We start from the raw sequence: 12,681 nt of genomic DNA, 5'->3' as shown, positions 1-12,681 counted from the left end.
TCAGCCGTTCCGTCATCCCGGCGAAGGTCGGGAGCCGACCGGCCGCGAGCCGCGCCTGGAGAGATGGAGCGCCTGCGCCGGGATAACGGAATTGGTCGTGGCGGGGTAGCGCCCTGGCCCCGCCACCTCGTCGCGCTGGGGCTCACCGCCGCCGCGCTCCTTATCCTCTTCCGCCATGAGCTCGCCGACCTCGCGCATCTGTGGTGGACCTCAACCACCTTCGGCCACTGCCTCTTCATCGGCCCGGTGATCGCCTGGCTCGTGTGGCAGCGCCGCGGCGCCCTCGCACAGCTGACGCCGCATGCCTGGGTGCCGGGCCTGCTCCTGGTCGCGGCGGGCGGGACTGCGTGGCTGATCGGCGACGTCGGCAGCACCGCGCTGTTCCGCCAGGCGGGGCTGATCCTGATGCTCGACGGCGCGGTCGTGACGCTGCTCGGTCCCAATGTCGCGCGCGGGCTGCTCTTCCCGATGGCATACGCCCTCTTTCTCGTCCCCTTCGGCGAGGGGGTCGAGGGCCCGCTCCAACAGGTAACGGTCGCTGAAGTCATGCCGCTGCTGCGCCTCGCCGGGGTGCCCGCGTCGTCGGACGGGGTGCTGATCCATGCGGGGCGCTATTGGTTCGAGGTCGCGGAGGCGTGCTCGGGCGCGAAGTTCGTGCTCGCCATGATCGCGTTCGGGGTGCTGGTCGCGAACCTCTGCTTCCGCGGCTGGCGTCGGCGGGCGACGTTCCTCCTCGCCTGCGTTGCCGTGCCGGTTGTCGCCAACGGGCTGCGCGCGTTCGGGACGATCTACGCCGCCGACCGCACCAGCGTCGAGCGCGCCACCGGGTTCGACCACATCGTTTATGGCTGGCTGTTTTTCGCCGCCGTGATGGCGGGGACGATCGCGCTGGCCTGGCGCTGGTTCGATCGCGCGCCCGATGCCCCCGTCTTCGAACCCGCGCAGTTGCAGGGCCGCGTCACGCGCGTCACGCGCATCCCGTCGGCTGCGGTCGCCGCCTGCCTGACGCTGGCGCTCGCCGCCGCTTTCCCGGCGTGGAGCAGCGCCAGCGCGCGGCCCGCGCCGCTGCCGCCGCATGTCGACCTGCCGGCGATCCCCGGCTGGACCCGCGCGCCGCTGTCCGCGATCGCGCCGTGGCAGCCTTGGCACCCCGGCGCGGATCACACCCTGTTCGGCCGCTATGTCGACGCGCAGGGCGATGCGGTCGACATCGGCGTGGCCGTCTTCGCGCGGCAGCAGGAGGGCGCGGAGCTGATCAGCTTCGGCACCGGCGTGCTGCGCGAGGACGACCGGTGGGTCCGCATCGCCGACCTGCCGCCAGTCGCGGGCGGCGGGGCGATCCGCATGACCGCGCCCGCGGCACATGGCGCTGGCCGGGTGGAGCGTGTCGCCGCCAGCTGGTATCAGGTTGGCGATGTTCCCGCCGCCACGCCCGTCCAGGTGAAGCTCACAACCGTCGCCGCGCGCCTCACCGGCCGCTCCAACCGCGCGATCGCCGTCCATCTGTCGGCGGAGGTCCGGCCGGGCCGCGACCCCGTCGCCGCCATCGCCCGTTTTCGCCTCGCGCTCGGGCCGCTGCCGCACGCTGCCGGGCTCGACTGATGTGCGGCATCGCCGGGCTGTTCCACCCTGGCACCCCCAAGCCCGTCGAGCCGCAGCGCGTGCAGCGAATGATCGACGCGCTCGCGCATCGCGGACCGGACGGTGAGGGGGTGTGGACAGCGCCGGGGGTAGGCTTTGGCCACCGCCGCCTGTCGATCATCGACCTCGCCGGGTCGCCCCAGCCGATGCACGGGACGCCGAACGGGCAGGTTGGCGAGCGGCTGACGGTGCTCTTCAACGGCTGCATCTACAACTACCGCGAGCTGCGCCGCGAGCTGAGCGACTGGCGGTTCCACACCGACGGCGATACCGAAGTGCTGCTCGCTGCCTGGCACCGGTGGGGCCCGGCGATGCTCGACCGGCTGGACGGCATGTTCGCCTTCGCGATCCACGACGCCGATCGCCGGTCGCTGTTCCTCGCGCGGGACCGGTTCGGGGTGAAGCCGCTCCATTACGCTGAACTCAGCGACGGCAGCGTCGCCTTCGCGTCGGAGCTGAAGGGCCTGCTCGCCCATCCGCTGCTCCGCCGCACCCCGGACCTGAGCGCTGTCGAGGATTTTCTCGCCTGGGGCTATGTCCCCGACGACAACTGCCTCGTCGCGGGCGTTAAGAAGCTCGCCGCCGGTTATTACCTTCATCTCGAACGCGGCAAGCCGGTGCCCGCGCCGACCTGCTGGTGGCGGTTGTCGTTCGCCGATCGCGCCACCGGCAGCCTGCGCGACCTCGAAGCCGAACTCCTCGACCGTCTCCGCGCCGCCGTGCGCAGCCGCCTCGTCGCCGACGTCCCGCTCGGCGCATTCCTGTCGGGCGGGGTCGACAGCTCGGCCGTCGTCGCACTGATGGCCGAGGCGAGCCCGCGCGCGGTCAACACCTGCACGATCGGCTTCGACGAGCGTGACCATGACGAGCGCGGCTATGCCGATCTCGTCGCCGCACGATTCCACACCGATCACCATGCCCGTGTCGTCAGTCCCGACGACCTGGCGCTGGTCGACACGCTGGTCCACGCCTTCGACGAACCTTTCGCCGACCCCAGCGCGCTCGCGACCTATCAGGTCAGCGCGCTCGCCCGCGAGACGGTGACCGTCGCGCTGTCGGGGGACGGGGCCGACGAGGCGTTCGCCGGCTACCGCCGCCAGCGCTTCCACTACGCCGAGGAACGCGCGCGGGCGCTGATGCCGTCCTTCCTGCGCCGCGCCGCCGGGGCGCTCGGCGGCATCTATCCCAAGGCCGACTGGGCGCCGCGCCCGTTGCGCGCGAAGACGACGCTGCTGGCGCTGGCCGGCGAAGGCGACGAGGCCTATGCCCGTGCCGTCGGCGTCACCACCCCGGAACTGCGCGCGCGGCTGTTCTCCGCCGAGGCGCGCCGCACGCTGGGCGGCTACCGCGCGGAGGACGCCTGGATCGCCGCGATGCGTGCCGCGCCAAAGGACGCTGGTGCACGTGAGCCGCTGGACCGCGCGCAATGGGCCGACCTGACGCGCTGGCTGCCCGGCGGCATGCTGACCAAGGTCGACCGCACCAGCATGGCGGTCGGGCTGGAGGCGCGCGAGCCGCTGCTCGACCATCGGTTGGTGCAATTCGCCGCGACCCTGCCCGCGTCGCGGCGGATCAGGGGCGGGCAGGGCAAGTGGCTGCTCAAGAAGACGCTGGAGCCGTTCCTGCCGCGCGAGATCATGTACCGGCCGAAGATGGGGTTCACGACCCCCGTCGCCGCCTGGTTCCGCGGGCGGCTGGCCGATGAGGCCGCGGCGCTGGCGCGGTCGAAGACGCTGGACGAGACCGGCTGGTTTGACTTAGCCCCGCTGGCGACGCTGGCCGAGGACCACCGGGCCGGCCGCGCCGATCACGGCCGGACGCTGTGGCAATTCCTGATGCTGGAAAATAGCCTGAAGCGGTTGTTCTGATCCTCCCCGGGACAGAGAGGGAGACCGCCGGCACGCAGCGGCGGTGGTGGACGGGGTAGCCCGCACGCTATGTCCCGGCGGAGAGCCCCCTCCGTCACGCGGCCGTGCCGCGCGCCACCTCCCCGTCCCGGGGAGGAGTCCAGCTACCGCAGCTTCGCGATCGTCAGTCCGTCCGCCTTGGCGCGGTCCTTGATCGATTCCTCCGACCGGGTCAGCGCCTTGGCGATCGCCTTCATCGCCATGCCCTTCCGCGCGAGCTGATGGAGCTTCTGGATCTCGTCCGCGGTCCAGGGCTGGCGGTGCCGCTCGAAGCCTTCGCCCTTAGCCAAGCCAGGGGACCTTCACGTCCCACACCGCCAGCCCCGCGCGCACCGTCAGCAGCACCAGCAGCAGCGACGCGATCGCGAACAGCCCGAAGCGCGGCATCACCCGGTTGATCGCCGCCTGCCAGACGCTGTGGAGGATACGGAAGGTAACGTAGCCCCATGCCACTACCCGGGTCGGGAAATCGTTCGCCCCGGCCAGCGCCAGCACGATGACGATCGCGTAAAAGGCGGTCGGCTGCTCCAGCAGGTGGTTGTAGTTGTGCGACGGCCATTGCGCCCTGGGCGGCAGCACGCCGTCGGCATCGCTGCCCTTGCCGCCGACCAGCCCCTTCATGTCAACTCCGGCTTTGCGCAGCGCGGGCAAACGGGCGGACAGCATCCAGACCCACATCACCATCGTCCACCCGGCCAGCGCCACCGCCGGCTGCAGCATCGCTACCTGCATCGTCATCCTTCCCCAAAATCCGTCGGCGTCGCCTAGCCGATCCTGCGCCGCGCCGCCATCGGCCGCGTTGGCTCAGTGCCCCTGCATCTGGTGGACCAGCCGGCGGTCGACCGTTCCCGTGCCGCGCTTGGCGGGGTCCGACGGGGTCTGGTCGACGACGATCAGCGCATCGCTGCCCGCCGCCGTCATCCGCGCGGTGGTGACGCCGCTGATATGAATGTCGCCGCGATCCATCTCCATCGGCGGCAGCGTCGTCCAGCCGTCATGCCCCGCCAGATAGGGATCGGACACCGCGCGATAGGCGCTCCAGTCGGGCGTCCCCGCCGGTGCGTCCCAGCGCACGGAGCAGGCGTGATAGGGCGGCAGCTCCAGGATCACGAGCACCGGGCCGCCCGCGTCTGCGACGCGCCAGCCGCGGCCGGGATCGTCGACCAGGGTGACGCGGACCTGTTCGGGCGTCAGCGCCGTCGCGCCCCTCGCCGCCATCAGCCGATCGACCGCCGCGTCGTCGGGAAAGGCCTTGAGGCACAACTCTTCGTACAGCGCCGCCATTCGCGTCAGCCGCGGATCGGTGACGGCCGCGCCGGGCGCCGGCGGCGGCGCGGCAACGGTCTGGGCGGCAAGGCCCAGCAGCAACGCAGTGAACATGATCGGCCCTCCCGTGATCGGACGGATGGTGGACGCGCCACGCGGCGGCGTCCAGTGCCGCCCGGTCAGTCGACCACAAGCACTTCGATCGCCTCGTCACGGCCCCCGAACGCGACGCGCTCGCCCGCTTCCGCGCCGATCAGCGCCTGGGCGAGCGGTGCGGCGAAACCGATCAGCCCGGCGGGCGGGTCCGCCTCGTCCGCCCCGACGATCGTCACCGTCCGCGTCGCCGCGTTGAGCCGGAAGGTCACGCGGCAGCCGATCCCGGCCTGACCGGACGGAGGCGGCGGGGCCGGTTCCGCGGTGGCGCGCCGCGTATGCCAGTAACGCAGGTCGCGGCGCAGCGCGGCGAGCCGCTCGGCATCGCCCTCCGCCGAGACCGCCGCCTCCAGCCGCGCGACCGCTGCTTCGATCAGCCGGAGCCCGCGCGCGGTCACCAGGTTTGGTCCCGGCGGGATCGGCAGCTCGAACCGCGGCTCGCGATGCTCCTCATCCGACTCTCGCCGAAACGCGACGCTCAATGCTCATCTCCGGTCATGCTTGAGAAACGCACGATCCGGCGTCGGGTGCCGCCTCGCCCAAGCCATCAATAAGTGCGGTCGATCAGCCGCTGGGTGTCGTACCAGTCGTTATACGCGCCCAGGATGTCCTGTACGAGGAAGGCGATCGGGATGCCGCGGCTGACCAATCCCGTCTTGAGCGTCGACATCATCGTCGTCTTGGCCAGCGCCTGCTTCTCCGCCTCCAGCGCGGTCCGTTCGGCGAGCAACCGCTTGTAGGTGTTGGCCGCCTGATTGTTGATGATCGATTGCTGACCCCGCTGCTTCATCAGCGACACGATGCGCTTGGTGCTGAACTCGACGTCCTTGCCCAACCCCACCAGGACCGAGCGATGCTGGCGGATCTGATGCGCCATCTCGTCGCGGTAGGTCGCGCTCAGGCCGGCCATGCCATAGTCGACCACCTTCTGGCTGCCCTCGCCGACCGAGATCGCACCATTCTCATATTTGCCGATCGCGACCCCCACCGACGTATCCCAGGCGGACGCGTTCTGCAGCACGATCGGCGCGAGGCCGGTCGTGACCTTGGCGCCCAGATAGATGAGCGCCAGCGGCGCCGCCGCGACGACGCCGCCGGTCACGGTAACGACGGTGGTGGCCGTCGCCATCACCACGATCGCCAGGTTCTTCGTGGTGTTGGCGACCATCGCGGCGGCCGATAGCATGTCGAACGTCCGGCTGTTGTGACCGTCGACACGCGCGAAGACCTGCTGGATGCTGTCGCGCAGCTGTTCCCTGCGCGCCGCGACGCCGTCGACATAGCGGCCGACCTGGCCCGGCCCCTGGCTCAGCCGCGACCTGAACCCCTCGACCAGCTGCGCGTAATATCTGCCCGCGCTCGCGATGACCTGGTTCCTGTCGTCGTTGCTGCGCGACCCAACCCGCTGGGCGTTGCCGATCGGACCGGGGATATTGAAGACGTTGCGCTCGGTGATGATGTCGAGGTCCTGCAGCGTCGCATAGGTGTAAGCGACCGACCAGAAGAACTCGAGCAGCCGCTTGTCGTCGATGACCAGCAGCGGAAATGTCGGTGGTTGCGCCATTGATTGCCCCCTCGGCAGATGGTGACGCGCATCCCCGGCGTGCGTCGCCGTCGCCGGTGTTAACCAGACTGGCTCGCGAGTCCATCGCGCCAAGCGTTGCTCGATCCAAGCCGCGCGGTCGGTACAGCGGGGTTGCACCAGGGGCGCTCGCATGAAACCCTGCATGCCATGGCAGCGGGGGCAAGCATGGCTGATCACGACGTGACTTCGCCCGGCCCGTCATTGACCGCTGGCCAGATCGCGGGCGTCGTGGCCGGCAACGGGCTGGAGTTCTACGACTTTCTGACCTTTTCCTTCTTTGCCGCACAGATCGGCCGAACGCTGTTTCCGCAGGGCGGCGGTCACGGCCTCACATTTGCGCTGGCGACATTCGGTGTCGGCTTCGTGACCCGGCCGCTGGGCGGGTTCATCATCGGCCGCATCGCCGATCGGCGCGGACGCAAGCCGGCGATGTTGCTGACCTTCAGCTGCATGGGGGTCGCCATCGTGGGACTTGCCCTGACGCCGGGTTATGCCGCGATCGGCATGGCCGCCCCCGTCCTCGCGGTCGCCCTGCGCATGCTGCAAGGGTTCGCGCTGGGCGGTGAGGTCGGCCCGAACACCGCCTTCCTGCTCGAAGCCGCGCCGGCGGGGCGCCGCGCGCTCTATGTGTCGTTCCAGTATGCGACCCAGGATGCGGCCGTCCTGCTCTCCGGGTGCGTCGGCCTGGCGCTGTCCTCCGCACTCGCGCCCGCGCAGCTCGACAGTTGGGGGTGGCGGGTCGCATTTCTGATCGGCGCCGCGATCGTGCCGTTCGGGCTGTGGATGCGCCGCTCGCTCGGCGAGACGCTGCACGTCGCGGCGCAGGACAGCGCCGGCGAGCCGGAAGGTTCCTATCGCGTCATCGCCACGGGCGGGCTGCTTGTCCTCGCGGCGGGGACGATCGCAAACTACACGCTCGATTACCTGACGACCTTTGCGCAGGACACGTTGCAGATGCGCACGGAGATCGCCTTCGGCGCGACCATCGCGCTTGGACTGACCAACGTCGTGGTGGGCCTTGCGTCCGGGCTGCTCGCCGACCGCTTCGGCCGCAAGCGGGTGCTGATCCTGCCCTGGCTCCTCCTGATCCTCACGATCGTGCCCGCATTCTCGGTGATGGCGGCGTACCGGTCGAGCACGGCGTTGCTGACGATGACCGTGCTCCTCGCGGTACTGCTGTCAATGTGCACCGGGCCGGCGCTGGTGCTGTTCAGCGAAGCCGTCCCCGCCCGGGTTCGCGCGGGGTCGATCGGGCTGATCTATGCGCTGTCGATCGCAATCTTCGGCGGCAGCGCCCAGTTTGTCGATCACCAGTTGATCGACTGGACCGGCAATCCCGTCGCGCCTGCCTGGTACACGCTGACCGCGTTGGTCGTCGGGCTGACGGGCGTCGCCATGATCCCCGAACGCAAACCGCCGCCCCTGACGGTCGAGCCCGGGGCGGCGGCAATGGCGACGGCGTGAGCCGCCTCGCGGCGCGGCGTCAGGCGAACAGCTTCGCCCAGCGCCGCTCCGGCCGATCCTTCCACAGCCCGCGGTGATAGGCATCCGACGCCAGCAGGGGCATGACGCTGCCGGCCTCGGCGAAGACCATCTGCTCGATGCCGGTGTTGACCTTGCCCCATGACGCTGCCTCCTGCAGCGTCGAGGACGAGCATGCCCCGTCGCGGACGTCGGCGACGGTGATCTGCACCGCATATTTGTGGACCTGCACGTCCTCGTGCCCCAGGATTTCGGCGCAGACGACGGTGTCCTGAATGAAGTTCTTGGGCACGCCGCCGCCGATCATCAGCAGACCCGTCGTCCCCGCCTCGATCTTGATCTGCGTCAGTTCGCGGAAGTCCGCCACCGCGTCGATCATCAGATAGGGCTTGCCCGCCTTCATCCGATCGACCTGATGCTTGACCAGTCCGAAGCCCGCCGAGCTGTCGACGAAGGCCGGGCAGAAGATCGGCACGTCATGCTCGTAGGCGAGCTTGACGAGACTGTTCTCCTTCTTGCCGTGCTCGACCAGATACTTGCCCATCTCGCGGATGAACGCGCGCGACGAATAGGCCTTCGGCTCCAGCTGCTCGCACAGCGCCCCGATCGTGTGGTCGCAGTCCTGGAGCTGCTCCTCGTCGATATAGGTGTCGTAGATGCGGTCGATGTAGAGCGAACGCAGCGTGTCGTCGTCGGGCACCTCCAGCGCCTGGTAATGCTTGTGACCGAGCCCCTCGAAGAAATCCATGTCGACGATGGTCGCGCCGGTCGCGACGATGCCGTCGACCATGTTGTTGCGCACCAGCTCCGCATACAGGTCCATGCACCCGCCCGCCGAGGTCGAGCCGGCGATGACGAGGAAGATCGTGCAGTCGCGGTCGCCCAGCATCTGGTTGTAGATCTCGGTCGCGCGGCCGAGGTCGCGGCTGGTGAACGACATCTTCTTCATCGCGTCGACGATCGGCCGCGCGTCGAAGCTGGTGATGTCGATATGCTGCACGGTGGTGGAGAGCAGCTCCGCCTTGCGGTTCGAGGTGTCGGCGGGCTGCGCCGCGGCGGTCTTGACGAGGGTGTCGGTCATGGTCTTTCCTAAACTAATTCGTCATTTCGGGCTTGACCCGCGATCCAGCGCGCCGCGCGAACGATCGCCAGCGATGATGAGCCATTCGCCCGCCGCCCGCTGGCTCCGGCGCTTCGGCCGGAGTGACGCAGGCTGGTTACAGCGTGACGACGTTCGACGCCGTCACCGGCTCGACCGGCGCGTACAGCGATGCCATCGGCTCGTCCTCGACCACCACCGTGCGGGCGGATCCGAAGCCGTTGAACTGCGTCCGCATCGCCGAGCCATATGCGCCGAGCATCCCGATCTCGAGATGGTCGCCCGCCTTGACGTCCGCCGGCAGCAGGAACGGTCCGGCCATATGGTCGAGGTCATCGCAGGTCGGGCCGTAGAAGCTGAACGGATGCGCCCGCACGGTGGACTCAGGCTCACGCAGCAGCGTGACGGGAAAGCGCCAGCCGATATGCGCCGCGTCGAACAGCGCGCCATAGGCGCCGTCGTTGATGTACAGCTCGTTGCCGCGCCGCTTCTCGACCCGCACCACCAGCGAGCCGTATTCGGCGCACAGCGCCCGGCCCGGCTCCGCCCAAAGCTCGGCCGAATAGCTGATCGGCAGGCTTTCGAACGCGCGTGCGATCGTGTCGAAATAGCGCTCCAGCGGCGGCGGCTCCATGCCGGGATAGACCGACGGGAACCCGCCGCCGACGTCGATCACGTCAACGGTCACCGCCGCCTCGACGATCGCCGCGCGTACCCGCTCCATTGCATCGGCATAGGCCTGCGGCGACATCGCCTGGCTGCCGACATGGAAGCAGATGCCCAGCGCGTCCGCCGCCTGCCGCGCCGCGAACAGCAGCGCCTTCGACTCGTGAGGCAGCACCCCGAACTTCGACGCCAGGCTGTACTTCGCATGCTCCGACGACACCCGCAGCCGGACGCACAGCGTCAGGTCGTCGGCGGCGCCGGTCGCGCGGACGATCTTGTCCAGTTCGTCGAGCGAATCGAGCGAGAACACACGGACGCCAAACCCATGATAGGCCTCGGCGATCGCCTCCTCGGCCTTGACCGGATGCATGAAACAGAGCGTCGCGCCCGGCAGCGTCGCCGCCACCAGCCGCACCTCGGCGATCGAGGCCACGTCGTAATGCGTGACGCCGTTGTCCCACAGGATCTGCAGCAGCGCAGGGCTCGGGTTCGCCTTGACCGCATACATCGAGCGGCCCGGAAACTTCTCGACGAAGAACCGGGCGGCCCGCGCCGCGGCATGCGGACGGACGAGCGTCACCGGATCGACCGGTGCAGCCTTGGCGATGTCGATGGCCGAACCCGTGACGGGCGAAACGGCGGTCGAGAGGGGCGCTAACCCCAGCGCGCGATGATGCTGGTGCAATTCAAGGGACCTCCAATGGCCTTTCGGCACGACGTGAAAAGCTGCCTTGCGGTTGGAAGTCCCATGGGGCAGCGGAGGGCGCAGATAGGGGGGGTGTACCCCCCTGTAAAGTGGCTGGGAGCGCACGCGGAAAAATATGGCAGTTGTGCGACAGCCGACCCGCGCCGGGGTGCGCGATGCAGCCGCAAAGGTGGCGCGCATCCTGCCGCCGACGCCGTTGTTCACGGCGCGGATCGGCGGCGTGGACGTCGCGCTCAAGGCCGAGTCGCTGCAACCGGTCGGCGCGTTCAAGATCAGGGGCGCCTGGCACCGGCTGACCGCACTCGACGATGCCGCACGGGCGAAAGGGGTGGTCGCCTTCTCCAGCGGCAACCACGCGCAGGGCGTCGCCTGGGCGGCGAAGCGGCTCGGCATCGCGGCCACCATCGTCATGCCGGCCGACGCCCCGGCCACCAAGCGCGACGGCACCCTGGCGCTGGGCGCGGAGGTCGTCAGCTTCGACCGCGCCACCGAAGACCGCGTGCAGATCGCCCGATCGCTCGCCGAGGCGCGCGGCGCGACGCTGGTCCCGAGCTTTGACGATGCCTGGGTGATCGAGGGGCAGGGGAGCGCCGGAGTCGAGGCGGCCGCGCAGATGGCGGCGGCGGGGCTCGGCCCAGTGACGCGGATCGTCGCGCCGTGCGGCGGCGGCGGGCTGGCGGCGGGGCTGGCGCTGGCGCTGCCCGACGCGGGCGTGACGGTGGTCGAGCCCGAGGGCTGGGACGACATGCGCCGGTCGCTGGAGGCGGGGTGGATCGAGCCGGTCGGCGACGACGCGCCCCCCACCGCGTGCGACGCGCTGCAGACCCAGCGCGTCTCGCCGCTGACCTTCGACGTCCTGTCGCGACGCGGCGCGGAGGGGGTGGCGGTCAGCGAGGCGGAGACCGCGGCGGCGCAGCGCTGGGCGGCGGAGCGGCTGCGGCTGGTGATCGAGCCCGGCGGCGCGGTGGCGCTGGCGGCGCTGCTCGCGGGCAAGGTGCGGCCGGAGTCGGGGACGCTGGCGATCCTGTCGGGGGGCAATGTGGACCTGGCGGCGTACGCAACGGTGCTGCGTGGTGGCTGAAGCTCCTCCCCGGCACGGGGAGGGGGACCGCCCGGCGGCGCCGGGTGGTGGAGGGGGCAGGCCGCAGGCGCCACGCGAGGGGCGGGCCCCCTCCGTCATGCGCGACGCGCGCGCCACCTCCCCGTCCCGGGGAGGAGCAGCAAGGTGACTACCCTCGCCCCCACCCTCGCCATGTTCGCCGCCTTAGCGCTCGCCTTCTTCGGCGCCCGCCAACTCCGCACCCCCGACCGCACCAAGGGTATCCTCATGCTCGTCATGGCCGCCGTGCTGATCGGCAACGTGCTGATCTGGACGATATGAGCGAGGACAACGCCGCGGCAAAGCCGCGTTGTCGGATGGGTTCGCCAATGCGACCCGCCGGCCGGGCTCGCCGCCCAGGCGCGGATCGGCGTGGCTGATCCGCTGCGACGAGCATCATCTAATCGGCGAGTTTGGGTCCAACCGCATGTCCAGATACTTGTCCACGCTCCCCATCAGCTCGGGCATCTCGTGTTCGAAGAAGTGGTTCGCCTTGCCGATCGTGTCGTGGTGGATGGTGATGTGCTTCTGGGTGCGGAGCTTGTCGACCAGCTTCTGCACCGCGCTGGGCGTCACCACCTCGTCATTCTCGCCCTGGATGATGATCCCGCTCGACGGGCAGGGCGCGAGAAAGGTGAAGTCGAACATGTTCGCGGGCGGCGCGATCGAGATGAAGCCGCGGATCTCCGGCCGCCGCATCAGCAGCTGCATGCCGATCCACGCGCCGAAGCCGAAGCCCGCGACCCAAGTCGACGACGCCTCGTGATGGAAGCTCTGCACCCAATCGAGCGCCGACGCCGCGTCCGACAGCTCGCCGATGCCGTTGTCGAACACCCCCTGCGACTTGCCGACGCCGCGGAAGTTGAAGCGCAGCACCGCGAAGCCGCGGCGCTGAAACGTCTTGTACAGCTCCTGGACGATGCGGTTGTTCATCGTGCCGCCCGACGACGGGTGCGGGTGGAGGATCATCGCGACGGGCGCGCGGGGACGGGGCGAGGGCGCGAACCGGCCCTCCAGGCGGCCCTCGGGACCGGGAAAGATGACTTCGGGCATGACTATCCTGTGAACGCGTATCGC

Annotated in this window: 13 protein-coding genes; 5 read left to right on the top strand and 8 right to left on the bottom strand. The window is 69.8% G+C overall.

Going from position 1 to position 12,681, the window contains the following annotated elements; all coding sequences use genetic code 11:
* Window positions 1-63: 63 nt before the first annotated feature.
* Both xrtA and ACP2AD_RS11375 read left to right on the top strand, forming a co-directional pair.
* Window positions 64-1,602: an exosortase A gene (gene xrtA, locus ACP2AD_RS11380; protein ID WP_425230165.1), complete on the top strand. Its 1,539-nt coding sequence runs from the start codon at window positions 64-66 to the stop codon at window positions 1,600-1,602.
* Complete coding sequence (locus ACP2AD_RS11375) at window positions 1,602-3,509, top strand: XrtA/PEP-CTERM system amidotransferase (protein WP_425230164.1); 1,908 nt, start codon at window positions 1,602-1,604, stop codon at window positions 3,507-3,509. Before xrtA ends, ACP2AD_RS11375 begins: the two co-directional genes overlap by 1 nt.
* Window positions 3,510-3,652: 143 nt before the next feature.
* Here ACP2AD_RS11375 and ACP2AD_RS11370 read toward each other — a convergent pair whose 3' ends face one another.
* The 5 genes from ACP2AD_RS11370 to ACP2AD_RS11350 form a co-directional block, all read right to left on the bottom strand.
* Window positions 3,653-3,838, bottom strand: coding sequence for an SANT/Myb-like DNA-binding domain-containing protein (locus ACP2AD_RS11370; RefSeq protein ID WP_425230163.1), 186 nt, complete (start codon window positions 3,836-3,838; stop codon window positions 3,653-3,655).
* Complete coding sequence (locus ACP2AD_RS11365; RefSeq protein ID WP_425230162.1) at window positions 3,831-4,286, bottom strand: MAPEG family protein; 456 nt, start codon at window positions 4,284-4,286, stop codon at window positions 3,831-3,833. The genes ACP2AD_RS11370 and ACP2AD_RS11365 overlap by 8 nt, the downstream gene beginning before the upstream one ends.
* Before the next feature lie 66 nt (window positions 4,287-4,352).
* Window positions 4,353-4,928 carry an NMCC_0638 family (lipo)protein gene (locus ACP2AD_RS11360; protein WP_425230161.1) on the bottom strand — a complete coding sequence of 192 codons (576 nt, stop codon included), beginning with the start codon at window positions 4,926-4,928 and terminating at the stop codon, window positions 4,353-4,355.
* Window positions 4,929-4,993: 65 nt separating this feature from the next.
* Entirely contained in the window at window positions 4,994-5,449 is a 456-nt protein-coding gene (locus ACP2AD_RS11355; RefSeq protein ID WP_425230160.1) for a GreA/GreB family elongation factor, read from the bottom strand.
* Between the two features lie 65 nt (window positions 5,450-5,514).
* Window positions 5,515-6,531: a hypothetical protein gene (locus ACP2AD_RS11350; RefSeq protein ID WP_425230159.1), complete on the bottom strand. Its 1,017-nt coding sequence runs from the start codon at window positions 6,529-6,531 to the stop codon at window positions 5,515-5,517.
* A gap of 186 nt (window positions 6,532-6,717) precedes the next feature.
* On the opposite strand from ACP2AD_RS11350, the gene ACP2AD_RS11345 reads away from it, so the two are divergent.
* Window positions 6,718-8,016 carry an MFS transporter gene (locus ACP2AD_RS11345; RefSeq protein ID WP_425230158.1) on the top strand — a complete coding sequence of 433 codons (1,299 nt, stop codon included), beginning with the start codon at window positions 6,718-6,720 and terminating at the stop codon, window positions 8,014-8,016.
* A gap of 19 nt (window positions 8,017-8,035) precedes the next feature.
* Here ACP2AD_RS11345 and ACP2AD_RS11340 read toward each other — a convergent pair whose 3' ends face one another.
* Together ACP2AD_RS11340 and ACP2AD_RS11335 are read right to left on the bottom strand one after the other, a co-directional pair.
* Entirely contained in the window at window positions 8,036-9,115 is a 1,080-nt protein-coding gene (locus ACP2AD_RS11340) for a 1,9-bis(guanidino)-5-aza-nonane synthase (RefSeq protein ID WP_425230157.1), read from the bottom strand.
* A gap of 136 nt (window positions 9,116-9,251) precedes the next feature.
* Window positions 9,252-10,484, bottom strand: a complete 1,233-nt coding sequence (locus ACP2AD_RS11335; protein WP_425230156.1) for a type III PLP-dependent enzyme — start codon at window positions 10,482-10,484, stop codon at window positions 9,252-9,254.
* A 136-nt stretch (window positions 10,485-10,620) separates the two neighbouring features.
* Between ACP2AD_RS11335 and ACP2AD_RS11330 the strand changes: the two genes are divergently transcribed.
* Both ACP2AD_RS11330 and ACP2AD_RS11325 read left to right on the top strand, forming a co-directional pair.
* On the top strand, window positions 10,621-11,586 hold the full coding sequence (locus ACP2AD_RS11330; protein WP_425230155.1) for a threonine ammonia-lyase: 966 nt from the start codon (window positions 10,621-10,623) through the stop codon (window positions 11,584-11,586).
* 144 nt (window positions 11,587-11,730) lie between these two features.
* Window positions 11,731-11,886: a hypothetical protein gene (locus ACP2AD_RS11325; protein WP_425230154.1), complete on the top strand. Its 156-nt coding sequence runs from the start codon at window positions 11,731-11,733 to the stop codon at window positions 11,884-11,886.
* A 114-nt stretch (window positions 11,887-12,000) separates the two neighbouring features.
* On the opposite strand, the gene ACP2AD_RS11320 is transcribed toward ACP2AD_RS11325, so the two are convergent.
* On the bottom strand, window positions 12,001-12,657 hold the full coding sequence (locus ACP2AD_RS11320) for an alpha/beta hydrolase (RefSeq protein ID WP_425230153.1): 657 nt from the start codon (window positions 12,655-12,657) through the stop codon (window positions 12,001-12,003).
* Between the last annotated feature and the right edge of the window lie 24 nt (window positions 12,658-12,681).

The sequence above is a fragment of the Sphingomonas sp. genome (assembly GCF_965248875.1).
Classification (GTDB): domain Bacteria; phylum Pseudomonadota; class Alphaproteobacteria; order Sphingomonadales; family Sphingomonadaceae; genus Sphingomonas.
The sequence above is the reverse complement of the archived record's forward strand: the minus strand, read 5'-3'. Positions and strand labels throughout refer to the sequence as shown.